The organism is Methylobacterium gnaphalii, from assembly GCF_007992215.1.
GTDB lineage: Bacteria > Pseudomonadota > Alphaproteobacteria > Rhizobiales > Beijerinckiaceae > Methylobacterium > Methylobacterium gnaphalii.
This window is the reverse complement of the sequence record NZ_BJZV01000013.1, coordinates 26,530-51,824: the sequence shown is the minus strand read 5'-3', so window position 1 is coordinate 51,824 and position 25,295 is coordinate 26,530. Positions and strand designations below refer to the sequence as shown.

The 25,295-nt window shown below is 66.7% G+C and carries 21 protein-coding genes and 1 tRNA gene; 13 read left to right on the top strand and 9 right to left on the bottom strand.

Annotated elements, in window-relative coordinates; genetic code table 11:
• The first annotated feature begins 25 nt into the window (after window positions 1-25).
• The 6 genes from MGN01_RS12565 (at window position 26) to MGN01_RS12540 (ending at window position 6,913) form a co-directional block, all read left to right on the top strand.
• On the top strand, window positions 26-1,372 hold the full coding sequence (locus tag MGN01_RS12565) for a lipopolysaccharide biosynthesis protein (RefSeq protein ID WP_238257574.1): 1,347 nt from the start codon (window positions 26-28) through the stop codon (window positions 1,370-1,372).
• Window positions 1,369-2,400, top strand: a complete 1,032-nt coding sequence (locus MGN01_RS12560; RefSeq protein ID WP_238257576.1) for a DUF6492 family protein — start codon at window positions 1,369-1,371, stop codon at window positions 2,398-2,400. The genes MGN01_RS12565 and MGN01_RS12560 overlap by 4 nt, the downstream gene beginning before the upstream one ends.
• Before the next feature lie 213 nt (window positions 2,401-2,613).
• Window positions 2,614-3,420, top strand: a complete 807-nt coding sequence (locus MGN01_RS12555; protein ID WP_147046961.1) for a class I SAM-dependent methyltransferase — start codon at window positions 2,614-2,616, stop codon at window positions 3,418-3,420.
• A gap of 13 nt (window positions 3,421-3,433) precedes the next feature.
• Window positions 3,434-4,213 carry a polysaccharide deacetylase family protein gene (locus MGN01_RS12550; protein ID WP_238257587.1) on the top strand — a complete coding sequence of 260 codons (780 nt, stop codon included), beginning with the start codon at window positions 3,434-3,436 and terminating at the stop codon, window positions 4,211-4,213.
• Window positions 4,214-4,412: 199 nt separating this feature from the next.
• Window positions 4,413-5,981, top strand: a complete 1,569-nt coding sequence (locus MGN01_RS12545; RefSeq protein ID WP_147046960.1) for a GumC family protein — start codon at window positions 4,413-4,415, stop codon at window positions 5,979-5,981.
• A 14-nt stretch (window positions 5,982-5,995) separates the two neighbouring features.
• A complete protein-coding gene (locus MGN01_RS12540) occupies window positions 5,996-6,913 on the top strand; it encodes a WecB/TagA/CpsF family glycosyltransferase (protein WP_147047066.1) in 918 nt (305 codons plus the stop codon).
• Window positions 6,914-7,125: 212 nt separating this feature from the next.
• Here MGN01_RS12540 and MGN01_RS12535 read toward each other — a convergent pair whose 3' ends face one another.
• Both MGN01_RS12535 and MGN01_RS12530 read right to left on the bottom strand, forming a co-directional pair.
• A complete protein-coding gene (locus MGN01_RS12535) occupies window positions 7,126-8,958 on the bottom strand; it encodes an aminopeptidase P family protein (protein WP_147046959.1) in 1,833 nt (610 codons plus the stop codon).
• 11 nt (window positions 8,959-8,969) lie between these two features.
• Window positions 8,970-9,908, bottom strand: a complete 939-nt coding sequence (locus MGN01_RS12530) for a 50S ribosomal protein L11 methyltransferase (protein WP_147046958.1) — start codon at window positions 9,906-9,908, stop codon at window positions 8,970-8,972.
• A gap of 565 nt (window positions 9,909-10,473) precedes the next feature.
• Here MGN01_RS12530 and modA point away from each other — a divergent pair.
• From modA to modB, 3 genes are all read left to right on the top strand, one after another.
• Entirely contained in the window at window positions 10,474-11,289 is an 816-nt protein-coding gene (gene modA, locus MGN01_RS12520) for a molybdate ABC transporter substrate-binding protein (protein ID WP_373319137.1), read from the top strand.
• A 250-nt stretch (window positions 11,290-11,539) separates the two neighbouring features.
• Window positions 11,540-12,916, top strand: a complete 1,377-nt coding sequence (locus MGN01_RS12515; protein ID WP_306437164.1) for a TAXI family TRAP transporter solute-binding subunit — start codon at window positions 11,540-11,542, stop codon at window positions 12,914-12,916.
• Between the two features lie 56 nt (window positions 12,917-12,972).
• Window positions 12,973-13,668 (top strand): molybdate ABC transporter permease subunit, encoded by a 696-nt coding sequence (gene modB, locus MGN01_RS12510; protein WP_147046954.1) that lies wholly within the window; start codon window positions 12,973-12,975, stop codon window positions 13,666-13,668.
• Between the two features lie 8 nt (window positions 13,669-13,676).
• Here the strand turns inward: modB and MGN01_RS12505 are convergent, their stop codons facing one another.
• Window positions 13,677-14,333 carry a glutathione S-transferase family protein gene (locus MGN01_RS12505; protein WP_147046953.1) on the bottom strand — a complete coding sequence of 219 codons (657 nt, stop codon included), beginning with the start codon at window positions 14,331-14,333 and terminating at the stop codon, window positions 13,677-13,679.
• A 53-nt stretch (window positions 14,334-14,386) separates the two neighbouring features.
• On the opposite strand from MGN01_RS12505, the gene modC reads away from it, so the two are divergent.
• A complete protein-coding gene (gene modC, locus MGN01_RS12500) occupies window positions 14,387-15,499 on the top strand; it encodes a molybdenum ABC transporter ATP-binding protein (protein ID WP_147046952.1) in 1,113 nt (370 codons plus the stop codon).
• 43 nt (window positions 15,500-15,542) lie between these two features.
• Here the strand turns inward: modC and nudC are convergent, their stop codons facing one another.
• Together nudC and MGN01_RS12490 are read right to left on the bottom strand one after the other, a co-directional pair.
• Window positions 15,543-16,457 carry an NAD(+) diphosphatase gene (gene nudC, locus MGN01_RS12495; protein WP_147046951.1) on the bottom strand — a complete coding sequence of 305 codons (915 nt, stop codon included), beginning with the start codon at window positions 16,455-16,457 and terminating at the stop codon, window positions 15,543-15,545.
• A 2-nt stretch (window positions 16,458-16,459) separates the two neighbouring features.
• Window positions 16,460-16,876, bottom strand: coding sequence for an HIT domain-containing protein (locus MGN01_RS12490; RefSeq protein WP_147046950.1), 417 nt, complete (start codon window positions 16,874-16,876; stop codon window positions 16,460-16,462).
• A gap of 408 nt (window positions 16,877-17,284) precedes the next feature.
• Between MGN01_RS12490 and MGN01_RS12485 the strand changes: the two genes are divergently transcribed.
• Window positions 17,285-17,587: a GCG_CRPN prefix-to-repeats domain-containing protein gene (locus tag MGN01_RS12485; RefSeq protein ID WP_147046949.1), complete on the top strand. Its 303-nt coding sequence runs from the start codon at window positions 17,285-17,287 to the stop codon at window positions 17,585-17,587.
• 94 nt (window positions 17,588-17,681) lie between these two features.
• Here MGN01_RS12485 and MGN01_RS12480 read toward each other — a convergent pair whose 3' ends face one another.
• The 4 genes from MGN01_RS12480 to MGN01_RS12465 all read right to left on the bottom strand — a co-directional run bounded on the left by MGN01_RS12480 (window position 17,682) and on the right by MGN01_RS12465 (window position 23,921).
• On the bottom strand, window positions 17,682-20,876 hold the full coding sequence (locus MGN01_RS12480; protein ID WP_147046948.1) for an efflux RND transporter permease subunit: 3,195 nt from the start codon (window positions 20,874-20,876) through the stop codon (window positions 17,682-17,684).
• Between the two features lie 44 nt (window positions 20,877-20,920).
• Complete coding sequence (locus MGN01_RS12475) at window positions 20,921-22,060, bottom strand: efflux RND transporter periplasmic adaptor subunit (protein WP_147046947.1); 1,140 nt, start codon at window positions 22,058-22,060, stop codon at window positions 20,921-20,923.
• Between the two features lie 135 nt (window positions 22,061-22,195).
• The gene (locus tag MGN01_RS12470; protein WP_147046946.1) at window positions 22,196-22,519 is read right to left on the bottom strand and encodes a rhodanese-like domain-containing protein; all 324 of its coding nucleotides are present in this window, start codon (window positions 22,517-22,519) and stop codon (window positions 22,196-22,198) included.
• Window positions 22,520-22,640: 121 nt separating this feature from the next.
• Window positions 22,641-23,921, bottom strand: coding sequence for a glycosyltransferase family 4 protein (locus tag MGN01_RS12465; RefSeq protein WP_147046945.1), 1,281 nt, complete (start codon window positions 23,919-23,921; stop codon window positions 22,641-22,643).
• Between the two features lie 163 nt (window positions 23,922-24,084).
• Between MGN01_RS12465 and MGN01_RS12460 the strand changes: the two genes are divergently transcribed.
• Window positions 24,085-24,161 (top strand) — tRNA-Pro (locus tag MGN01_RS12460).
• Between the two features lie 603 nt (window positions 24,162-24,764).
• A complete protein-coding gene (locus MGN01_RS12455; RefSeq protein WP_373319197.1) occupies window positions 24,765-25,247 on the top strand; it encodes a Tat pathway signal protein in 483 nt (160 codons plus the stop codon).
• The last annotated feature ends 48 nt before the right edge of the window (window positions 25,248-25,295 follow it).

Sequence of the window (25,295 nt, the reverse complement as noted above, 5' to 3'; positions counted from 1 at the left end):
CACGCGGCCTGCGGACATCCCAGCCATGAGCGCCACTCTGTCCCGAAATCCGGCCCTGATCGGACCAAAGACCCTCACCGAGCGCCCCATTTCGGGACGCCGCTTCAATCCGGCACGGCTCGTCCCGGAGCGGTGGGTCGCGCATCGGAAGGCCGTCCTCGGCTACTTCCAGCTCCTCGCGGGGTCCGGCGGCCGTCTTGGACTGCAGGTGATCTACTTCTTCCTGCTCGCCAACACCCTGAGCCTTGCGGATATGGGTGTGTTCGCGACGGTCTCGGCCGCGGGCGTGCTGATTGGCTGCTTCGCGGGCTTCGGCTTCCAGGCCTTCGTGATGCGCTCGGCGGCGGGACGGCGCTCGTCCCTCGGCGGCTATCTCGCGGCCTATTACGTCTGCTTCGCCGCCGCCCTGCCGATCATGATCGCACTGGCGGGCCTGCTCTACGTCGTCTTGTTCCGCAACGTGATCGCGCTGCCGGGCTATGCCGCGATCATCATCGTCGAAATCGCGCTCTGGCGGCAGATCGAGCTCTTAGTCCAGATCAATAACGGGCTTGGCCGGTTCGGCGCGGCCTCAACGCTGGTCTCGCTGCCGGTCGGATTTCGCGCGGCGGCGGCGGTCGCCTTCTGGGCGATGGGCGGTGGCAGCGCCGAGACCTGGAGCCTCTACTACCTCGTCGGCAACCTCGTTGCCGTCGCCGTGCTGGTAGCTGTCTTCCACCCCCGCATCCGCATGCGCTTTCGGCCCAAGCTCTTGAAGGGGAAGGTGAAGGACGGCCTGTTCTACGCGCTGTCCTACTGCATGTTCCTGGCCCAGGGCGAGATCGACAAGCTCGTCATCCTCTCCCTCGCGGGGGAGCGCGCGGCTGGCATCTACGCCATCTCGATCCGGCTCATCGACCTCACCGGCGTGCCCCTGCGGCCGATGTTCATGATGTACTCGCGCAAGCTGATCCAGGCGGGCCGGGCAACCGGGGCGCTGGTGCGCGAGAGCCTGAAGATCGAGGCGCTGGTCGCGGGCGTCTCCACCGGCGGGCTCCTCGTGCTCGTCGCGCTGCTGACGGTCTGGCCGACGCTGCTCGGCGCCAACGTCGCCTCCGCCTACGGCATGCTGACCGTGATCATCCTCGTGCCCGCCGTGCGCAACCTGCTCGAATTCCACGGCGAACTGTTCTTCGCCTTCGGCAACATGAGCCTGCGCGCAGCCGTCACCGCCGCCCTGGTGGTGATCAAAGCCGCTGCCGTTGCGCTGCTGATCACCGCGCTTCCGTCCACCGCCGATTGGGCGCCGTGGCTGAACGGGGTTTTCGCCGTGATCTACGCCCTTTCCTTCGTGGCCGTGTACGGCCTGTTGACCAGGAACGCTGCATCATGAGCGCGGGTCCGATCGTCCCCTTCTCGGCCGGTGGGAGACCGGCCCTTCGCAACGGCCCCGGACTGATGGAGGCGCGCATGCCGAGCCAAACCGGAACCCTGGAGCAGGGGCGCCCCGAGACCGTCGGCCTGGTCACGCTCAGCCACCGTGGCGACCTCGAGCGCTGCACGTTGCTGTTCGACAGCATCGACCGACACGTGCCGCGCCGCGGACAGCACTATGTCATCGTCGACGACGAGGACGTGCCGCTGTTCGCGCCCTATGCGCGCGCCGATCGCCAGATCCTCCCGCTTTCCCGCTTCGTTCCGCGCTGGCTGCGACCGGTCCCGGCTCTGCGCTGGCGCGGACGTCGCTACTGGTGGTCCATCTACGGCAAGCCGATCAGCGGCTGGCACATCCAGCAGATCGTCAAGATCGAGGCCGTGCGCTCGCTGCCGGAAGAGCGCTTCTGCCTGATCGATTCCGACATCTACTTCTTCAGGGATTTCGACGCCGCCGAGATCGCCGATCCGAACCCGACTCCGTTCCACGTGCATGCCGGCGGCGTCACCGAGGCACGCCCCCGGCACAAGCTCTGGGTCGCCACCGCAGCCCGGCTGCTCGCAACGCCGCAGCCGCCCCTCCCAGCGGATGATTACATCGATCAGATCATCATCTGGGACCAGGCCACCGTCCGGGCGATGGTCGCGCGGATGGAGAGCGTGTCGGGACGTAACTGGGTCGCGGCCATGTGCCGGGACCGCGACTTCTCCGAGTACATGATCTACGGCGCCTTCGTCGTGACCTCGCCGGCGGCCCTGGCCCGGCATGCGCCCACGAGCGAGAGCTTCACCCGCACGCACTGGGATGCCGACGAGTTGAGCGTCGCAGACATCCTCGCAATGCTGCGCGCAGCGACTCCGCGCGAACGGGCCTTCTGCATCCAGTCGTTCGGCTCGACGCCGCTCGCGACCATCCGCGCGGCTCTCGACACTTTCTATTCCGAGAATCCGAAAACAAATCAGAAAAATCAGACGGAAGCTGCTTAGCGGCAACAGTAATGCGCAGCAACAGCTTTGAAAGCCCTATTATTGGCCAATGATCGGTCAATAGTGCCGAATAAGTCCGATCTGTAGATGGAAAAGTAACCGGTACTCTGCCAAAAGCGATGCTCGGTCTTTCAATCGGGACCTCTCTCGCTGCGGCAGATGCAGACGTGTCCTCATCGAGGACAGGCATCACTCGACGATGGAGGATTGATCATGCACCAGACGATCGCGGCGGATGGCCTGATGCCGATCGCCGAAAGCGACCTGCACCACGACACCGAGATGCCTGCAGGTGAGGCCGGCTACAGCCTCGCCAAGGTCCACGCAGTCCTGCAGCGGCTGCTGCCTGCCGGCCGTGTCGCGATCTATGAGGCCGGGGGCGGGGCTGCCTCCTATCTGCCGGCAGCCTTGCTGAAGCGATCCAGCGTCACCGTCGTCGACATCGACCCGACGCAGATCTTCAACAACGCCTATGCCGAGACTCGGATCTGCGGCGACGTGCAGACGCATCGCCTGCCGGCCGAGAGCATCGACCTCGTCACCAGCTACAACGTGATCGAGCATCTGCCCGACGTCGATGCCGCACTCGAGTGCTTCGCGGAAGCCGTGAAGCCCGGCGGCCTGATCCTGATTGGCGCGCCCCATCCGCGCTCCCTCTCGGGGCTCGTGACCAAGCACTCGCCGCACTGGTTCCACGTCTGGTTCTATCGCCATATCCGTGGGAACGAGCGCGCCGGCGAGCCGGGCGAGGCACCTTTCCCGGTGCATTATCATCCGCTCGTTCTTCCGTCGCGGCTCAAGGCCTTCATGGCTGGGCATGGATTCGAGGTGGTCTACGAGCGCGTCTACGAGAGCCCGCGCTTCGCAGAGATGCGTGTGCGCCATCGTGCCCTCTCGATGATCGTCGATGGGGTGACGGGCCTCATCAACAGCCTGCTGCTCAACCGGATCAACCTCCGGCACGGCGATTATCACCTCGTCCTGCGCAAGCGGACGAGCACGCGCGCCGCAGCGGAGTAGTCACTTGCTCGCGGTGCCGCTGGATGGGGACGTCGCGCGTGCCGTCAACTGGCGAGCACGCCTGACGCATCGTCTTGCCCGGCATCTGCGCACCTCGCCGGTGACGCTCGCTCCTGCGACGCCGCTGGTCAGCTTTACCTTCGACGACGTTCCGGTCTGCGCTGCCACGGAAGGCGCCCGGATGCTCGTCGACTACGGTGGCAGGGGCACCTTCTACATTTCCGGCAGCCTGATCGGCACACAGGCGCGGCATTGGCGGGTCGCGAGCGAGGAACACATCCTCGCCCTGCACGAGGCCGGCCACGAGATCGGCAGCCACACCTATTCGCACGTCTTCCTGCCGAACCTGGACTCCAAGGGCATCGTCGCCGAGTCCCAGCGCAACGGCTCATGCCTGCGTGCGATCGTGCCCGGCCTGACCCTGGAAAGCTTCGCCTTTCCCTATGGGTTCGGCTCGCTCCCGGCCAAGCGGACGCTCGCCGCGATCTATCGGACGAGCCGCGGCATCGTTCCCGGGCTGAATGTCGGCCGCGCCGATCTTCAGCTTCTCCAGGCCAATCCGCTGATGGACGGGCGGGTGGATGCGGCGGGCATCGCGCGGATGATGGACGAGGCGCTCGCCAAGAACGGCTGGCTCGTCTTCTACGGCCACGACGTCGTCGAGAACCCGAGTCCCTATGGCTGTTCGCCCGCCTTGCTCGAGGCGGCTCTGCGGGCCGCAAGCGATCGCGGCATTCCGTGCGTGTCCGTGGCCGAGGGCCTGCGCCGGTCGCTCCGACGGCCCGCTGCATAAGCGGCACTTAACCACATCGAAGCGCGACGATCCGGCCGAGCAGAGATTTGGCTCCGATGGTTCGCCGGTTGCGACGTCGAGACTGTCGCGGCGTTCGAGCGCGGTTCCTGTCCCGTCCTGAGACAGGTCCGTTCAAAGGCGGCGACGACGATCCGGTTCCGGGACATGTCCCGCTGCCGGCCTCGACCGGAGCCATTCGATGCTGGTTTACGACGACGTCGATCCGCACAACAGCGCCGCCCTACAGCGGCGCCGAGGGCAGGGGGAAGCAACAGCACCCCGCGGCCCCTCAGTTCGCTACGTCCTGACCCTCCTGCGGCGGCGCGCCTTGCTGATCGTGGGTTTCGCGCTGGTCGGCGCTGTGCTCGCCTTCGCGGTCGGCAAGGTGGTGACGCCCCGCTACACGGCCGGGGCGCAGCTCTACATCGATCCACGCGACCTCAGGCTTCTCGATAAAGAGCTGACCGCGGCCGGCCAGGATTCCGGCGGGTTCCTGACCATCGTCGAGAGCCAGGCGCAGGTGATCACGTCGAGCAACGTGCTCGGTCGCGTCGTCGACGCACTCGACCTGACGCACGATCCGGAATTTGGTGGGGCGGGGGCCTCGCCAGGCTTGTTCGGGCTCCTGCCACGTGCCTTTGCTCCGGCTCAGCCTGCCGCCGCCGATCCGGCAGCGCAGTTCTCCGCTGCCCTCGACGCCCTCTCGAAGCGGATCGCGGTGCGCCGCACGGGCCGCACGTTCATCGTCGATGTCGAGGCCACGTCGCGCGACGCCGACAAGGCTGCGCGGCTCGCCAACGCGGTGGTCGATTCCTACCTCGCCGAGGAAGCTGGCAACCGGGCCGAGGCGGCCAACCGGGCCAGCGCCAGCCTCTCGGCCCGGCTCGTCGAGCTGCGCGAGGACGTCAACCGTGCGGAGAGCCGCGTCCAGACCTACAAGGCCGAGAACGGCTTGGTCGGCACCCGCGACACCCTCGTCACCGACCAGCAGCTGACGCAGCTGAACGCCCAGCTCGCCGGAGCCCGCGTTCGTGCGGCGGATGCGCAGGCCCGGGTCGATCAGGTCCAGCGCATGCAGGCTGCCGGCATCGATGCCGGCGCCACCGAGGACGCGCTCGCGTCGCAGGCGATCACCGCCCTGCGCAATCAATATGCCGAGCTGTCCCGCAAGCAGGCGGAGCTCGCCCACGATCTCGGACCGCGCCATCCGCAGGTCACCTCGATCGCTTCGCAGGTCCAGCTCTCGCGCCGTCTCATCGACCAGGAGATCGCCCGCTACGGCCAGGCGGCCAAGACCGATCTCGCCCGCGCGCTGGCCACGGTGGCGTCGCTGGAGAGGAGCTTCGATGCGGCCAAGGGCAAGACGGTGGGTCTGGCGCAGGCCTCGATCCGCCTGCGTGAGCTTGAGCGCGAGGCCGAAGCCAGCCGCGCAGTCTACGAGGCCTTCCTCGTCCGCGCCCGCGAGACGGGGCAGCAAGCCCGGCTCGACGTCGGCAATGCCCGCATCATCACGCAGGCGGTGAAGCCGCTCACCCGCAGCTACCCGCCGCCGGCCCGGACGCTCGCCCTGCTCGGGCTTGCCGCCGGCCTCCTGCTCGGCATCGCGCTCGCTCTCGCGGAAGACTGGCTGAAGGCCGAGATGCGCGCCTCGCGGGATGCCGGCGAGGGCACGCTCGACGCAATCTCTGCCGCGCGCCGCCGCCGCACGAATGCGGTCGCCATCGTCGGCAGCGAGCGCATGCCCGCGACCGTGGGAGGCTACCTGTGAGCGCCGGCCTCGCGATGGCGCCCCCCGCCCCTCAGTCCCGCGATCTCGTACGCGACGTGACGACGACGAAGCTCGGCGGCATGCCGATCGCGGTCCTCGGCATGCAGGAGATGGCCGACCTCATGATCTCGGCCGCCGAGAGCCATCCGCGGCCGAACCTCCCGCTGTTCCTGACCTCGGCCAACGGCGAGGTGCTCTCGCGCCATGCCCGCGACCGCGACTTCGCGCGGATGCTGGCGCAGGCCGACCTCATCAACGCCGACGGGCAGCCGATGGTTGTCGCCTCCCGCATCTTCGGGGAGCATGCGCTGCCGGAGCGCGTGGCGACGACGGACCTCTTCCATAGCGTCGCGCGCGGTGCGGTAGCGCGGAACATGTCATTCTACATGTTCGGCGCGAGCGAGGAGGAAAACCGGCGGGCCGTCGAGAACGCCCAGCGTCTGCATCCCGGTATCAGGATCGTCGGGCACTCGCACGGCTACCTCAAGGGTGAGGCGCTGCGCGAAAAAGTCCGGGAGATCGACGCGCTGGCGCCCGACATCCTCTGGCTGGCGCTCGGCGTCCCGCGCGAGCAGGTCTTCGTCTACGAATTCGGCCCGCTGCTCACCAATGTCGGGCTGATCAAGACCTCGGGTGGGTTGTTCAACTTCCTGTCCGGCAGCCGCTCGCGTGCCCCAGGTTGGATGCAGCTCTGCGGTCTCGAATGGCTCTGGCGCATCAAGGAGGAGCCGACCCGGCTGTTCTGGCGCTACCTCACCACAAACCCGCACGCCATGCTGCTGCTCGTCTCGCGAAGCGGCACGGTCGCGCAGATCCGCGCCAGCCTCCGGCGCCGGCTCGCCCGGCGAATGCCAGCCTGGGCGCAGCGCGCAACCGGCATCGTGCCGAATCCGATCGCCACCAATCTGCCGACCGATGCCAGCGGCGTGTGAGCAATACCGGCCTGGCTACACCCAATTGCAAAGGAGAATGCCTTCGTGACGAGCCCTGCTCAGACCTCGGCTGAACCAGGCCAAAGCAAACCTCGCGAGAGACTTCCGAATGGATTGTTCAAGACCGGCCTGATCGGTGCCGGAGCGCTCACCGTAACGTGGTGGGTGCTCATCGCGTGTGGCGTGTGGCGTGCGATGGAGTGGGCCGGCATCTAAGCCGCCCCTCCGATCGGTCGGGTCGCGTATTCGAGCCAGTCGCGCGTCTCCGGATCGAGGTCTGGTTCGAGCGCCTTGCGCACCCGAGCGTGGTAGGCATTCAGCCACTCCGTCTCCGCCGGGGAGAGGAGCGAGGGCTCGATAAGCGCCCGATCGATCGGCGCAAGGGTTAGCGTCTCGAAGCCAAGCATCGGCCGCTCGCCGCCCGTAACGGCGCGCTCCTCCACCAGGATCAGGTTCTCGATTCGGATGCCGTAGGCCCCGGCGCGGTAATAGCCCGGCTCGTTCGAGAGGATCATGCCGGCCTCTAGCGCCACCGCGCCGGTCTTCGCGATGCGCTGCGGCCCCTCGTGCACCGACAGGAACGACCCGACGCCGTGGCCGGTACCATGATCGAAGTCGAGGCCGGCCTCCCACAGTGCCCGGCGCGCGAAGGCATCGATCTGCGCGCCGGTCGTTCCCTTTGGAAACACCGCGCGGGCAATGGCGATGTGGCCCTGGAGTACCCGGGTGAAGCGGTCGCGCATCTCGGCAGTCGGCGTGCCGATCGCAACGGTGCGGGTGATGTCCGTGGTGCCGTCGGCGTATTGCGCCCCTGAATCCACCAGAAACAGTTCGCCCGGCCTTACCCGGCGGTTCGTGGCGGAGGTGACGCGGTAATGGACGATCGCGCCGTTCGGTCCTGAGCCTGAGATGGTCGGGAACGACACCTCTCGCAGCTGACCGCCCTCTGCGCGAAAATCCTCCAAGGCCTCCACAGCCTCGATCTCACTGATGCCAGTGGGGCCTTCCCGCTCGAGCCACGCGAGAAAGCGCGTAACGGCGACGCCGTCGCGCCGATGGGCGGCGCGCGAGCCGGCGATCTCTGCGGCGTTCTTGATCGCCTTCATGCCGGTAATGGGGTCGGGGCCGACATCGGCCTTACCGCCTGCCGAGATGATCGTCTCCTTTAGCGCAGCTGCCGCTGTCGCCACGTCGACGCGGATGTTGGCGGGGCGGCCAGCCAACGCACCGAGCACCTGTGCGAAGGAGGCACGCGGCGCGAGTTCGGCGAGCCTGTCGAGTGCAGTCCGTGCCTCCGGCGACAGGTCGGTCGAACTCAGGAACAGGTTCGGCCGGCCCTCGCGCGGCACGATGGCGTAACCGAGCGCGAGGGGGGTGTGGTCCACGTCCGCGCCACGGATGTTGAATGCCCAGGCCAGGTTGTGCGGATCGGAAATGACGAGTGCGTCGACCCCGGCCGCCTCGAGCTTTTCCCGGATGCGGGCGAGCTTCGCCTCGGCGCTCTCACCGGCGTGTTCGAGGGGATGCAGGACGACGTGCCCCGCGGGCTGCGGCGGCCTCCCGGCCCAGACGGCGTCGACGAGGTTCGAGACAGCCTTTAACGAACCGCCGGCCTTCGCAACGGCCCGCTCCAGCCGCGCGACGCCGTCGGAGGTGTGAAGCCAGGGATCGTAGCCGAGCACCGTATCGGCCGCGATGTTCTCAGCGATCCAGGCATCCGGCGATTTTTCGGCAAGTGGTACGACCGTGAATACGTCTGTGTCGACCTGCTCGGGGGCCTGCAGCGTGTAGCGGCCGTCGACGATGATGGCCGCCTTATCGGCCAATACCACAGCCGTACCGGCCGAGCCCGTGAAGCCCGTCAGCCAGGCGAGCCGCTCGGCATTGGCCGGAACGTATTCGGATTGATGCTCGTCGGCACGTGGTACCACGAACCCGCCGATGCCGGCCTCGCGCATGGCAGCGCGCAGGGCCGCGACGCGCTCGGGGCCCTTGCGATGGCTCGAATCTTCAAACGTCTGAAAGCGGCGGCGAGGGCTCGTCATACCCGCAAGCGTTACGCGGCGTATCGGCGCCGGGCAACAACACGTGGTGCCGCTCCGCCCCGCCGCAGCACCAGCGTTGCCCAGCCCTCGATCACGCCCATCCTGGCGAGATGGAAACCGCGGTGCCGATAGGTCGAGAGTACGCCCGGAACGTCGCGCTCGATAAGCCCGGACAGGATCAGGATGCCGTCATCCGCGACGACAGACGCAAGCGTCGGCGCGAGTTTCTTCAGCGGATTCGCCAGGATGTTGGCGAAGACCACATCGAAGCGGCGCGACCGGTTGGCGAGTGCATGGCGCACGCCGGGGCCTTCGTAGAGCCGGAGGTGGCTCCCGATGCCGTTGAGGCGCGCGTTACCCTTCGCCGTCCAGACGGCTTCCGGATCGAGATCGCCCGCGATCACGGTAGAACGCAGAGCCTTGGCCGCGGCAAAGGCCAGGATGCCGGTCCCGGTTCCCACGTCGAGCACGCGTCTCGGACGGCCACGCTTCAGCCGGTCAGCGAGAGCTCGCAGGCAGCCAAGCGTGGTGCCGTGATGTCCTGTGCCGAAGGCGAGCGCCGCCTCGATCTCGATGGCGAGGTCGTTCGGTCGAACCTGATCCCGGTCGTGCGAGCCGTGGATCAGGAAGCGCCCGGCCCGCACCGGCTTCAAGCCTTCGAGGGATGCCTTCACCCAATCCTGCCGCTCGATCGTGTCGAAGACCGCCTCGTCTGCCCGGTCGCCGATGATCGGGCGGATCAATTCGCGGATGAAGTCTTCGTCCGGCTCATCTGCAAAATAGGCCTCAAGCCTCCAGGTGGTTGTGCCTTCCACCTCGAAGGCCGCGACTGCCGTCTCGGTGGGGTCGAACATCTCGCCGAGGACGTCGGTCATGGCCCGCGCCGAAGATTCGTCCGTTGAAAGGCGGAGCACGTGGGTCGGGCGGTGAGGGGGCAATCCTTCAAGCATGCCGTGGGCAGTACCACCGACGCGCCGCACCCTCCACGAATTTTGCGACACGCCGGGGGAACGCACAAAGAGCGAGCAGATTGTTCATTGCCTGGGCGATCGGGGAGGGCGGCCTGGGTTGGCATCCCTGCCTTCCGACCCCAGATCCGGCAGGCGCCGAACACACAGTATGCGTCATGAAAGCAAGAAAAGCCCTACGCCGTAGCCCCGTCGTCATGCGGGGCGTCCTCGGCCGTCGCCGCCGCGCTGCCTCTTCGCAGGAAGAGATGCTGGGCGTGGAGGCGCTAGAAGCGCCGATGCCCGGCTCGCTCCTGGTCTTGCTGAGCCGTCTCGCGCGCTCGGACCGCACGAAGCGGCCCGACGACGAAACCGCAGGTTAATCCGACATTCGATCCATGCAGCCTCGGCAATGGTCGGGTTGGCGAGACGGCGCCTTGCAACTTGGGTCACGTCATCCCGGTCGGATATAGCGCTGGTCCAGGATGGGGCGCGCCGTGGTGAGCGCCTCGTATCATCCCTGATGCGCGCTCAGCTGGCATGGCGACGGCGCTCCGATCGAGGTGCGATCATCGTGATTCACGCAGCATCGACCCGCCGCTCCTGGCTCGCTGGTCTCCTGGGATTCTCCCTCTCACTCGCGTCCTTCGCCACGACCATACCGGGCCGGGCCGCCGATCTTCCCATCGTGATCTTCGCCGCGGCGAGCCTGAAGAACGCGCTCGACGAGGCGACCGCAGCCTGGGGCAAGGAGACTGGCAAGACCGTCAAGGTCTCCTATGCCGGCTCAAACGCCCTGGCGAAGCAGCTCGAATCCGGCGCGCCGGCCGACATTTTCTGGTCCGCCGATCAGGCCTGGATGGACTACGCGCAGAAGAGCAGCACGATCCGCCCCGACACCCGAACGGACCTGCTGCGTAACGCCATCGTCCTCGTCGCTGCGAAGGATTCGACCACTGCGATCGACCTCAAGCCCGGCGTCGATGTCGCCAAGGCGCTCGGGGGTGGCCGCCTCGCGATGGGCAACGTCGATGCGGTACCTGCCGGCAAGTACGGCAAGGCTGCGCTGACTCATCTCGGCGCTTGGGAGGGCGTGAAGGACAAAGTCGCGCAGGCCGAAAACGTCCGCGCAGCACTGCTCCTCGTCTCTCGTGGGGAGGCCCCGCTCGGCATTGTCTACGCATCCGACGCTGTTTCCGAGCCGGGCGTGAAAGTGGTCGCGACCTTCCCGGCCGACAGCCACCCGCCGATTGTGTACCCGATCGCCCGCACCAAGGATTCCGCGAACGAGGACAGCGTCGCGCTCCTGAAGTGGCTGCAGAGCCCGGCAGCGCGCCCCTTCTTCGAGAAGCAGGGTTTCACCGTCATGAGCGCCACGAAATAGGTCTGAGGACCCTAAATCTACCAGCTCGGATGGGAGGGGCTCGACACGTCGTGCTGTCAGGGCCGTGTGAGGACTCGGTGCTCGAGGCTGTATGCACCGCAAACGTAATCCGTCGTCCTGCCTAATCGCTCCGCGCTGAGGTCGTGGATAGGGGCGACGGCGCGGCCGTCATCACCACACCCAGAGGCCTCACGCTTGCGACCGTCCGGCCCTATGTCTCAGTCTCGAGGAAGCTGCGACGAGGTTGGTGGTGAGGCTGAAGATCAGGCGTGAGGCGCTCTTTCTCGTCCTCGCCGCGGCCGTGGCCGTCGCAAGTATCGCAACCTTCTACTTTACGCGGGCGACCACCCTGAAAGTCGCTGTGGCGCCGAAGGGTGGCACCGAGCCAGCCCTGCTCCAGGCCTATGCCGAGGTCCTGAAGGCCCGCAACAAGGACATCCGCCTCGAGATCCTGCCCTTCGACGGCGTGCGCGAGAGCGCCGAGGCCTTGCGTGCCAAGAAGGTCGACCTCGCCGTCGTCAGGCCGGACATCGCCCTGCCATCCAACGGGCTGACGCTGGCCGTCCTGCGCGAGCAGGCGGTGATCATCCTGACACCCGAGGCCTCCGGCATCGCCGCGATGCCCGACCTCGCCGGAAAGCGTCTCGGCTTCATCGCGCAGCGCACGGCCGACAAGGCTCTGATCTCCGAACTCCTGGAGCATGACGGCATCACCGTCTCGGACAGGCTCGAAGGACAGGCCGTTCCCCAGCATGGGGTCGCACTGGTTGGCCTGGAAGAGGGCGACATCGCGACGGCCCTTAGTGAGAAGCGCATCGACGCCGTGGTCACGGTGACCACGCCGACAACCCCGGCGGCGCGGCGCATCGTCGGCATCGTCCGGCAGGCGAGCCCGGACAATGGCGTGAGGGTGATCGGCGAGCAGGATACGACCGCACTTGTGGAGCGTATGCCGAAACTCGCCGCAGTCACGATCCCGGCGGGTCTGTTTGGCGGCAATCCGCGGATTCCGGCCGAGGATGTCACCACGATCGGCGCTACGTACCGGCTGATGGCGCGGGACTCGCTCTCGCGCAGCGTGGCGGCCTCGGTGACGCAGCACCTGTTCGAGATGCGCAGCGACCTCGCCGAGCTCCATCCGGCAGCCAATGCCATCCATGCTCCGGCCTACGAGACCACGGCCGAGGCGACGAGTACGAAGCTCCCGATCCATCCGGGCGCGATCGACTATTTCGAGCGCGAGCAGGAGAGCTTCATCGAGCGCTACGAGACCTGGATCTACCTCATCGCGTTCTTCGGCGGCGGCATCGGCTCGATCCTGGCCTGGCTCAGGCAGCGGCTCTCACGAGTGCGCCGCGAGCGCATCGAGGTTGCCACGGAGAGGCTGCTCGAGATCCGTAAGCAGGCTGGGGCGACATCGGCGCCCGTGCACCTTACGGCGCTTGCTGATGAGATCGACGAGCTTGCCGCCGAGATTGCCCGCTTCGCGCTGCATCGCCACGTCGAGGCGCGCACGATGGGCGCTGCGACCATCGCCATCGAGACCGCCCGCGCGACCGTCATGCGTAAGACCGGTTTCCCCCATGGGCAGCAAACATCGATGCTGGGTGCTCAAAGCGTTGACTGACGGGCTGTGTACGGGCTGATACAGCGCACACCCACGCTGGGAGCCAAGACCGCGCCTTGGACCGCCTCGGACTGACACCCGACGAATGGGCCGCGGTCATCCTCAGCCTGCGGGTCGCGGCGGTGGCGACCCTCGCGAGCCTCGTTCCAGGTCTCGTGATGGCGTGGCTGCTCGCTCGCAAGCGTTTTCCCGGTCACGCCCTGCTCGACGGACTGGTCCATCTGCCGCTGATCATGCCGCCGGTGGTGACGGGCTATCTGCTCCTCATCATCTTCGGGCGTAAGGGTTATCTCGGCGCCTGGCTCTACGAGATCGGAATCGTTTTTTCGTTCCGCTGGACTGGCGCGGCGCTCGCCTGCGCAGTGATGGGCTTCCCGCTGATGGTGCGGGCGATGCGGCTCTCGATCGAGGCGGTGGATGGCAAGCTGGAACAGGCAGCCTCGACGCTCGGCGCGTCGCCGCTCATGGTCTTCCTGCTTGTGACGCTGCCACTGAGCCTGCCCGGCATCCTCGCCGGTTCGGTGCTCGCTTTCGCCAAGGCGATGGGCGAGTTCGGCGCGACCATCACCTTCGTCTCGAACATCCCCGGCGAGACGCAGACGCTTCCTTCCGCGATTTACACCCTGACCCAGGTGCCCGGTGGCGAGGCCGCCGCGATGCGCCTGACCTTGATCTCGATCGGACTGTCGATGATCGCGCTGCTCCTGTCGGAATTGCTGGCTCGGCGGCTCGGCCGCAGGCTTGCGGAGTGAGCGCGGCCTCACGAATAGGCGTAGGGGCCGCCGCGCTCCAAGGCTCGCTGATAGGCGGGACGCGCGTGAATGCGCGCAAGCCAGTCCATGACCTTCGGTCCCGCACCGGTGCCGCGCGAGGCAAAGGCTTCGAGCGGAAAGCTCATCTGGATGTCTGCCGCCGTGAAGCTGTCGTCGGCAAACCAGGGGCGCTGGGCGAGTTCGCTCTCCCAGAATGCCGCGTGGCGGCGCAGGTCCGGATCGACGAAGCCGGCCATGACCTTGGCCGCAATGGCCCGGACCAGAGGGCGCACCAGTGCCGGGCTGCCCGGCGCGAGCTGCGAGAACACGAGCTTCAGGAGCAGCGGCGGCATCGCCGAGCCCTCCGCGTAATGCAGGAAATAGGTATAGCGCCGGTGCTCGGGCGTACCGATAGCGGGTGCCAGGGCGCCTCCCTCGCGCGACGTAAGGTATTCGACGATGGCGCCCGATTCCGCGACGATCGTTCCGTTGTCGTCGAGCACCGGCGACTTGCCGAGCGGGTGGACGGCGCGCAACTCCGGAGGCGCCAACATGGTCTTCGGGTCGCGGGCGTACCTCTTCACGTCATAGGCGAGACCGAGTTCCTCCAGAAGCCACAGCACGCGCTGCGAGCGGCTGTTTTCCAGATGGTGGACGACGATCATCGAGGGCTCCTGGCTGCGGCTCGGGACAACGCGCGTCGCGGGGGGCTCGGTTCATGACAATCGATGTCGAGCTCTCGCTGCGCCGTGGGGCCTTCGCCCTGGACGTCGCTTTTGCTGCCGGCGCCGGGCTGACCGCTCTCTTCGGCCGTTCGGGTTCCGGCAAGACCACGGTGATCCATCTGATCGCCGGGCTGGCCCAGCCCGATAGAGGGCGGATCACCGTAGATGGCACGGTGCTCCTCGATACCGCGCGCCATATCCGCGCTCCGGTGCATCTCCGGCGGATCGGCTGCGTGTTCCAAGAAGCGCGGCTGCTGCCGCATCTGAGCGTGCGGCACAATCTCGGCTTCGGCCGCTGGTTCGCCCGCCGGCAGGGCGTCGAGACGTCGGCCCCCGAAGTGGATAACGTCGTCGAAATGCTCGGTATCGGGCCACTGCTGGAGCGCCACCCGGCCGGCCTGTCCGGCGGCGAACGCCAGCGTGTAGCGATCGGCCGGGCGCTCCTGTCGAAGCCACGCTTGCTCCTGATGGACGAGCCTCTCTCGGCTCTCGACGCGTCCCGCAAGAACGAGATCCTGCCGTATATCGAGCGGATGCGGGACGAGGCCGGGATACCGATCGTCTATGTCAGTCATTCCGTGGAAGAGGTGTCGCGGCTCGCTTCGACTGTGGTCGTGCTGGAGGCCGGACGCGTTTCGGCGAGCGGACCGGCCGATGACGTCCTGCGCCGGCCCGACCTCATCCCCCATGCGACCGAGGCCGGCGCGATCCTGTCGATGACCGTGGCCGCGCATGACGAGGTGACTGGTCTAACACGGCTGAGTGGTCCAGCCGGTCAGCTCACCGTGCCCCGGCTCGGTGCCGCTCCCGGAAGCGCGGTGCGCCTGCGCGTGCCGGCCCGCGACGTGCTGATCGCGACCGCGTGGCCTCATGGCCTCAGCGCCCGCAACGTTTTCCCGGGCCGGATCACCACCATGCGGGAGGCTGGCGCATCTGTGATGGTTGAGATTGATTGCAACGGCGCGATCCTCGCCGCGCGGGTGACGCGGGCATCGGCTCGAGATCTCGACCTGACACCGGGGCACGCGGTTTTCGCGATTGTGAAAAGCGTGGCCTTCGATCCACAGGGCGTCGGCATAGGGCAGGGCGAACCTGTCGAGGTATGATCGCAGGATCACAGGATCCTATGGTCCTGTGATCCTGCGACGCTCAGACTCGGCCCTCCAAGAAATCGCGCAGCAGTAGGTGGGCGATGGCCAGCGGCTTCGGTGTGGTCATTTCTTCGGGGTGGCTTCCGTCGAACATCGTGCGCAGCTCGTCTCGCGTCACCCAGCGGGCGTCGGCAAGTTCGAGCGGGTCGATCGTGATCGCATCGCTCTTCGCTTCTGCGATGCAGCCGATCATCAGCGAGGATGGAAACGGCCAGGGCTGCGAGGCGCGGTAGCGGACCTCACCAACTATGACGCCTGCCTCTTCCAAGGTCTCGCGGCGGACCGCGTCCTCGATCGTCTCGCCCGGCTCCACGAAGCCAGCGAGGCAGGAATACATCGTGCCGGGAAAATGCGGGCCGCGTCCCACGAGGCAGGTATCGCCGCGATGCACGAGCATGATCACGACCGGGTCGGTGCGTGGAAAGTGATGCATCGCGCAGGACAGGCATTCGCGCCGGAAGCCGCCGGCCTTCACTTCGGTTGCCGTGCCGCAATTGGCGCAGAAGCCGTTGCGGCCGTGCCAGGCAAGTACGGATTTGGCTGTCGCAAGCAGGCCAAGCTGTTCGGCCGCCACCGCTCCCTCGGCCGCGATTCCGCGCAGATCCGAGACACGGAACGCCGGTTCTGCAAATTCCTCGGTCGCATGCTCCGGTAGCGCGGCGGCAAAGACCGGGCGGCCTTCGACCCGACCGAGAAACACGGTGAGCCCAGCCGGGGCCACTCGCGCAAGGTCGTTGGGAGTGAGCAAAGCCGTCGGCGCGTCGCTGCCGCGCAGGATCACGCGGTCGCCGGCGAACAGGAGGATGCCGGTCCCCGGCGCATCGATCGGCGGGACGGCGACATGCTCGCGCTCGGCGCTGTGACGCACGAGCCCACTCTTCACGAAGCCGAGATGGTCGAAGGCATCCGGCATGGTCAGGCCGCCGCGAACAGCGCGCCGGCGCGCTCGAGAAGCTGTGCACGGGCATGGGCAGGGTAGGGCGCGCGCGTGCCGACGCCCCAGATCGGGTTCGGCCAAGCAGGATCGGAACGGAAGCGCCCAATGACGTGGATATGGAGCTGAGCCACTTGGTTGCCGAGCGCCGCCACGTTCAGCTTGTCAGGCTTCGAGAGCGCCTGCATCACACCGCACGCAATGCGGATCTCCTCCATCAGCGTCGCCGCGTCCTCCCTCGAAAGATCGGTCAGCTCACTCAATCCTGGCCGACGTGGCACCAGGATCATCCAGGGAAAGCGTGCATCGTCCATCAGTAGGACGGCGCAGAGGGCGAGATCGCCGATCGCGGCCGTATCGGCCTGCAGGCGGAGGTCCAGGGCGAAATACGGTTCCATCGGCACCGATGTAGGACGCGGGCAGGCCTAAGGGAATTGTAGCGCTTCCTCTCTTCGAAGGGCGAAGCGTCTCGGAACACTCAGTTATCGGCCTGGGCGCGTGCGCCCGAGCACTCCCAAGCTTTCCTCGATCTGCGAAACCAGAAGGGCGCAATCGAGTTACATCGAACCCAACGTCGATCGCAGACCTAGCATCGCGTTTGTGTCGAATGCCCAGGGAGGATCACATGATCAGCTGCGTTCAATACACCCGGCTCCTCAGCGTGGCTTTCCTGGCTGGTCTCGTGCTGGCGCCGATGGTCAACATGATGTTGCCGTGATCGGCTCAGCGGGCGTTCAGGGAAAACCGTGTTTGATTCAGTCTCCGGCAGCGGTCGCCGCGTGCCGGATGGTTGAGGAGGTCCCAGTATGACGCACCTGAAAATTCTCGCGACCGCGGCGACGCTCGCGGCCGGTCTTGGTCTTGCGACGTCGGCGAGTGCCGCTCCGCTCAGCCCCGGGCTCATCGGCGCGACGGACGGCGCCCAGGTCGAGCGCGTGGCCGGTGGCTGCGGCCCCGGCTTTCACCCGAACCCGTGGGGGGTGTGCCGCCCGAACTTCTACGGCCCGCGCCCCTTCTATGGCCGACCGATCTATCGGCCCTACGGCTACTACCGCCCGCGTCCGTACTACCGTCCCTACGGCTTCTACGGCCCACGCCCGTTCTTCTAGGAAAAGCGATCGCGAGGCATTCGCGCCTCGCATGATCGGATAGAAAAAAGGCCGGCGAGCTTCATGCTCGCCGGCCTTTTTGCATTATCCGGGCTCACCCGTGGGCCGGGCGAGCTCCGTGCGTGTCGTCCTCGGTCTTTCCGCGGACCCTCGCGAGCCAGAGTACGAAGCGGCGGATCACCACGTAGAAAACCGGCGTGAGGAACAGGCCGAAGAAAGTCGCGCCGATCATGCCGAAGAACACCGCCGTTCCGAGCGCCTGACGCATCTCGGCGCCGGGGCCCGTGGCGATGACGAGCGGCAGGGTGCCGAGGATGAAGGCGAACGCCGTCATCAGGATCGGGCGCAGGCGCAGGCGGCAGGCTTGGACCGCCGCCGCAACAGGCCCCTTGTGTTCGGCCTCCTCGATGTCGTGCGCGAATTCCACGATCAGGATCGCGTTCTTCGCGGCCAGGCCGATCAGCACGATGAGACCGATCTGGGTCAGGATGTTGTTGTCCTGACCTCTCAGCTGCACACCGAAGAGCGCAGCCAGCACGCCCGTCGGCACCACCAGCAGGATGGCCAACGGAAGCGCCCAGGATTCGTACTGAGCGGCGAGCACGAGGAAGACGAGCAGCACGCCCAGTGCGAAAACGTAGCCGGCGGTGCCGGACGCGGCCTTCTGCTGGAAGGCGATCTCGGTCCAGTCGTAGGCGTAGCCGTCCGGCAGCACACGCTTGGCGACCTGTTCCATGGCGTCGAGCGCCTGGCCCGTCGAGATGCCGGGGCGGGCCACGCCCTGGACCGGCACCGAGTAGTACAGGTTGAACCTCTGGACGATCTGCGGGCCGGTGATCTCCCGGATCCTGGCGAGTGTGCCCATCGGGACGAGCGCGCCGGTGGAGGATCGGACCTTGAGCTGCTCGATATCGCGGCGCGACTGCCTATAGATCGCGTCGCCCTGCAGACGCACCTGGTAGATGCGGCCCAGCGTGTTGAAGTCGTTGACGTAGGTGCCGCCGAGCGAAGCCTGCAACGTGTTGAAGACGTTGGCGAGCGGCACGTTCAGCATGCGTGCGACCGTGCGGTCGATGTCGAGATAGAGCTGAGGCGTGTCGTTCGTGAAGGTCGTGAACACGCGCGTCAAATTCGGGTCGGCATTCGCTTGGCCGAGGACCTCGTTGGTGGAGGCGAGCAGGGGACCGATCGCCGAGGATTGCCGGCTCTCGATCTGCATCTTGAAGCCGCCGCCCTGACCGAGACCGCGCACGGGCGGCGGCGGGATCACGATGATGCGTGCATCCTGGATGCCGGCGGTGGCCTTGAGCACGTCACCGGTGATGACCGCCGCGCTGCGGCCCGTCTCGGCGCGCTCCTTGGCTCCCTTGAGCGTGAGGAACATCACGCCCGAGTTGGTGGTGTTGGTGAAGGTCGCGCCGTCGAAGCCGGCGATGATCACCGAGTGGGTCACGCCGTCGACCTTCCGCGCGATGGCGGCGGCGTTGTTGATGACGGCGGTGGTCCTGTCGAGCGAGGCGCCCGAGGGTAGCTGGACGACGCCGATCAGGTAGCCCTGGTCCTGATCCGGGATGAAGCCTGTCGGGGTCGTCTGTGCGAGGTGCAGCGTAGCGGCGATGACGCCCGCATAGACGAGGAGCATCGCGCCGAGTCCGATCACGGAGCTCGTCAGCACGCGGATGGTGCTGGCATAGCCGTTCGAGATCGCGTCGAAGCCGCGATTGAACATGCTGGCAAGCCAGTTGACGAAGCGCGTGAGGAAGAATTTCGGCTTCTGCCTCTTGTGATGCGGGACGAGGAGCAGCTTGCAGAGCGCTGGCGACAGCGTCAGCGAGTTGAAGGCTGAGATGATCGTCGAGGCCGCGATGGTAAGCGCGAACTGCTTGTAGAACTGGCCCGAGATACCGGGGATGAAGGCGGTCGGGATGAACACCGCCGCGAGCACCAGCGCGATGGCGATGACGGCCGAACCGACCTCGTCCATCGTCTTGTGCGCTGCTTCGCCCGGAGAGAGTCCCTCCTCCATGTTGCGTTCGACGTTCTCGACCACGACGATCGCGTCGTCGACGACGATGCCGATAGCCAGCACCAATCCGAACAGCGTCAGGTTGTTGAGCGAGAAGCCGAACGCCGCCATGGCGGCGAAGGTGCCGATCAGCGACACGGGGATCGCGATCACCGGGATCAGCGCCGTGCGCCAGCTCTGCAGGAACACGAGCACGACGATGACGACGAGGCCCACCGCCTCGAACAGCGTCTTGTAGACCTCGTGGATCGATTCCTCGATGAACTCGGTCGGGTTGTAGGCGATCGCGTACTCGACGTCGGGCGGGAAATTCTTCTTCACCTCCTCCATCACGCCCTTCACCGACGCGGCGGCGTCGAGGGCGTTGGTGCCGGGACGCTGGAAGGCGCCGATGCCAACGGCCGGTGTGTCGTCGAGGAATGAGTTCGTCGTATAGTCTTTCTGGCCCATCTCGACGCGGGCCACGTCTTTTACGCGCACGAGGCGGCCGTCCTGGGCCTTGACGATGACGTCGGCGAACTCCTCCGGCGTCTTGAAGCGTCCCTGCGACTGGACGACGAACTGGAATGCCGCGCCCGTGGCCGCGGGAGGACCGTTGAGCTGACCGGCTGCGACCTGGACGTTCTGCTCCTGGAGAGCGCTGACGACGTCGGTGGTGGTCAGGCCATAGGCCGCGAGCTTGTTCGGATCCATCCAGATCCGCTCGGCGTATTCGTTGCCGCCAAAGATCGTGATGTCGCCGACGCCGTCGAGGCGCAGCAGCTCGTCGCGGATGTTCAGATAGATGTAGTTGGCGAGGTAGTTCTGGTCGTAGGTGCGGTTGGGCGAGCGCAGGTGCACCACCAGCATAAGGTCCGGCGAGGCCTTGCGCACGGTGACGCCGAGGTTGCGCACGTCCGGCGGCAGGCGCGGCTGCGCCACTGAGAGCCGGTTCTGGACGAGAACGTTCGCAATATCGAGGTTGGTGCCGACCTTGAAGGTCACGGTCAGCAGCATGTTGCCGTCGTTGGTCGACAACGACGTCATGTAGAGCATGTTGTCGACGCCGTTGATCTCCTGCTCAAGAGGCGTCGCGATGGTGGCGGCAACCGTCTCGGCGTTAGCGCCGGGGAAGGAGGCACGCACGGTCACGGTCGGCGGCACGATCTCGGGATATTGCGAGACCGGCAGCGACACGTAGGCGACGAAGCCCAGGATCAGGAAAACGATCGACGTGACCGAGGCGAAGATCGGCCGGTCGACGAAAAAATGTGCAAAACGCATCGGCTAACCTCTCGCCGCCGGGCCGCAGGACACGGGTGGGCGCCTTATTCCTTCGTCGGCGGGAGTTGCTTGGTCTCGGGTTTGACCTGCATGCCGGGGCGGATCTTGGCGATGCCATTGATCACCACGGTCTCGTCGCCCGTCAGACCTTCGGCGATCACCCGGTAGCCGTCGACCATCGGGCCGATGGTGACGGGCTTGGCCGAGACCTTGTCACCCTCGCCGAGGATGTACACGATCCGCTTGTCCTGGTTGGCCGCGATGGCATCGTCGGGCATCAGCACGCCCGTGAAGGGCTTGGTCGCCGGCATCGACACGATCCCGAACAGGCCCGGCTTGATGAAGCTGTCCGCGTTCGGGACGGTGGCACGCAGCAGCACCGTGCCGGTCTGGTTGTCGACGCGGTTGTCGACGAAGTCGAGCGTGCCCTTGTGAGTCGGCTTCTTCTCGCCACTCAGCGCGATCATCACCGGGGCACCCTTGCCACGCTGCGTCTGACCCATGCCGATGCCGAGGCTGGTCTGGTATTTCAGGAACGACTGCTCGTCGACCGTGAAGCCGAAATAGATCGGATCGAGGGAGACGATCGTCGTCAGCATTGTCTGGTCGGCGCTGACGATGTTGCCCTCGGTCACGAGGCGCCGGCTGATGCGGCCGTTGATCGGGGACTTCACCTCGGTGAAGTCGTAGTTGAGCTGAGCATTGCGAAGGGCCGCCTCGGCGCTGTCGACGTCGGCCTGCGCGGTCTGCGAGGCCTGGCGGCGCTGGTCGGTGACCTGCTCGGAGATGTTGCCACCCTTCGAGAGCACCTGGGCGCGCTCGAGGTCGGTCTGGGTGAAGGCGAGGCGGGCCTTGGCCGAGGTCAGGGCCGCCTGCGCCTGCTCCAGGGCGGCCTTGTAGGGCCGGCGGTCAATGATGAAGAGCGTCTCGCCCTTCTTCACGTCTGCGCCGTCCTGGAACATGATCTTGTCCAGGTAGCCGGTAACGCGGGCGCGCACCTCGACGAACTCGATCGGGTCGAAGCGGCCGGTATATTGGTCCTGCTCGACGATCTCCTTCACCACGGGCTTCGACACCGTGACGCCGGGCGGCGGCATACCGGGAGCCTGCGCGCGCGCCGGCGCCGAGGCGAGCGCTGCGGCGAAGCCGATCGTGAGAAAGCTGAAGACCCGAAGGTGAGACATATTTTTAGGTTCCCTTCACCCCGCGCTAGAGGCTCGGGATGGGTCGCGTTGTGCGCTCGCGCACACAGCCGCCTCGTTCATCTGACCGACCCGGAACCGTTCGCGGCCTAGGCGCGGCCGCGCGGTCGCGTCGCTTTAGCGTTCGATCGGCTCGCCGGAGCCGTACCAATCCTTGAAGGAGCCCCGGTAGTGCTCGTTCAGATCGAGCCCGGCCTGACGTGCGGCGGAGATCGCATGGACCGTGCGCACGCCCGAAGCGCAGGAGAAGACCGGGCGGCGACCATCCGCTTCGATCAGCGCCCTTAACGTAGCCGGATCGAAGGTGGAGAGCGGGTAGGAGACCGAGCCAGGAATGTGCCCGCTGGCGAATTCTTGCTCCTCACGCACGTCGATCAGCAGGATCGACCCGTCGGCCAGGCCGCGTTTCACGGCCTCCCGGTCGACATCGACGACCGTCATCGTGCGCGCCTCGTTACCGTCGTTTCAGGAGAGCGATACCGCACGGCGATGTGCCGGCGGCAGCTGTTGCTGACGTTTTTCCATATTCGTCAGCTCGGCGTGAGGCAAGCCGACGGTGCGTTCAGCCGCCATCGACCGCCTCCAGAGCCGCGTCGAGCTGCGCGAGATGCGCGGGCCAGCCCGGTGCCTCGTAGCCGTCGAGCCGGGCTGCGAGATCGGCCCGGAGCGGCGAGGCCGGCGCGCTCAGATCCTCGATCGCCTGCCGCCAGCCCGGCCCGTCGAGCGGGTCGATGAGTTGCGCGAAACGCGCGCCGATCTCGCGGTGGACCGGAATGTCGGAGGCGACCACCGGCAGACCGCTCGCGGCGGCTTCGACCACCGGCAGGCCGTAGCCCTCGATGAAGGACGGCATGAGCAGGGCTGTCGCCCCGCGCATCAACCGGGCGAGGTCCGGCGTGGACAGACCCGACACCTCGGTGACGTGGGGAGCGATCGATTGGCAGCGGTCGAGCAGGTCGATGACGTTCTCGACCTCCCAGCCGCGTCGGCCCACGATGACGAGGCGCGGCGTCAGCGCCCCGTGCCGCGCTGCGAGATCTCGCCAGACCTGCAGGAGCAGTAGGTGGTTCTTGCGCGACTCGATCGTGCCGCAGACCAGGAAGGTCGGCCGCTCGAAGACCGGAGCTGTGCCGTCCCGTCCAGAGAAGATCGGTTCGACGCCGAGCGGTGCCACGGTGATCGGGCGGGCCGCAAAACCATGGGCGGCGAGATGCCTCGTGAAACGGGAGCCGACATCGGCGGAGTTCACGATGACTGCCGCCGCGTGCCGGGCGATCGTCCTCATCCGCTCCGCGTGCCGGGCGGCCTCGCCAGGGCGTCCGTATTCGGGATGGGAGATTGGGATCAGGTCGTGCACGAAGAAGACCGGGCGGATGTCGCGGCGCGCGTAGAGCCAGTCGAATCGCTCCGGCCGGTCGAGCCGCAGATGCGAGCTGTGCAGGTAGACCGTGCCCGCCGGTAGCGCCTCAATGCCCCGTCCCCGCAGCATGCGCAGCGTCGTGCTCGCCTGGATCTGTCTGCGCCGGAACGCGCTGCGGCGGGCGCTGCTCACCCCCGGGCCCCGCCCGCCGGTCGCCCCGACGAGGCCGAGATAGACGGGATCGTCCTCGGGCCGCACGTCCTCGACCCAGCCCGACGCCACTGCTTCCACGATAGCGCTTGCCTGCCCCCGATCGATCACCCGTGGGCCGAGCGCGCTCGTCACCAGCCCGAAGCGTGGCCCGTCACCGGTGAGCACGTGGCGTGCATAGGCGAGGTCGACCCGGTCGATGCCGGTCGGGCTGGCGTGGCGCAGGCGCGTGATCAGCCGGGTGAGGTCGAAGGCGATGGGACGGGGCGACATGGATCTCCGCTCGGGCAGCGTATGGGCGGCCGGGGACGAGGTCTGCTCCATAGACCGATCTGGTTCCGGCGACGACCGTGTCCGGCCGGCTTTCGGGGTTGCGCCGGAACCGGCGCGAAGCTAAGAGCGCCGAACCCCTTCGGGGGCGTCGGGACGGATCTGACGGAGTATAGCGCAGCCCGGTAGCGCACCTGTCTGGGGGACAGGGGGTCGCAGGTTCAAGTCCTGCTACTCCGACCAACGATGACAGCGGTCGGTGTTTCGCCGATCTCTCTGTTTCGACGAAAGGCCGGGTGCGAAAGCCCCGGCCTTTTTCGTTCCAGGCTACCGCGGTGGGCATGATCGATCGATCAGGATCGAATCATCATACCCCTACCTAGCCCGTTGCACGGGCAGCCGAGAGGCTCCGCCATCACGGCCTAAAGCGAGGGAGCGTCTGGCAAATAAATCCGGGATGATCTGGCATTGCCGCTCTGTCCCAATCCGGCCAAGCCTGAATAACAGTTTGGAATTACTCTGACTTTCGCGGCAGCTCTTGATCGGCTCCGCGCTTCTCGGGTAGTGCAAACCCCAGCCATCCGACGCCGCTTTCGACGGTGCCGGATGGCTTTGCTTATTCGATCCCGCGCTCCGACGCCGGCTGTCTTGGCCATCGCGACCCGTGGCGGTCGCGTCCGTCCAGCCGACGCGTCCCGGCAGCAGCGGATCCAGACAGTGATACTGGCCGATCGTGCGCGAGAGCGCCGATCAGACGCGCCGCCCACCATCCAAGGGCGCTGGGGACGGGTTCGATAGGGCAGGCTCGTCTCAAGGGCCGCCGCTGACAGGAGGACGGTCATCGTGGTGCAGGAGTTCGAAGGGACCGTGAACGGACAGTTCCGTCGCCGTGCCGGACAGGTTGCCGCCGCAGGGTGTCTGCTCGCCTCGGTGCTGGCAGGGCCCGCCGTCGCTCAGGATGCCAAGCCTGCCGCCGCCGGCCCAACCATGAGGCTCGAACTGAACCGCCTCGAACCCGCGGGCGAGAACTGTCGCACCTACCTCCTCGTCGACAACGGCAAGGGCTCGGCCCTCAAGTCGCTGAAAGTCGATCTCTTCGCCTTCGACACCGAGGGCGTGGCCCAGAAGCGCCTCGCAGTCGAACTCGGCCCGGTCCAGGAGCGTAAGACCGTGGTGCGCCTGTTCGACTTCCCCGGCATCGCCTGCCCGAAAATCGGCCGTGTCCTGCTCAACGATGTGCTCGCCTGTGAGGGCGGCGAGGCCAGCCGCGAGAGCTGCCTTGAACGCATCGACACGTCGAGCAAGACCGGCACCGAGTTTGCCCGCTAGCCCGATCCCTGCAGCCTCGGCTGCATCCATGATGCGGGCTTCTCCGGG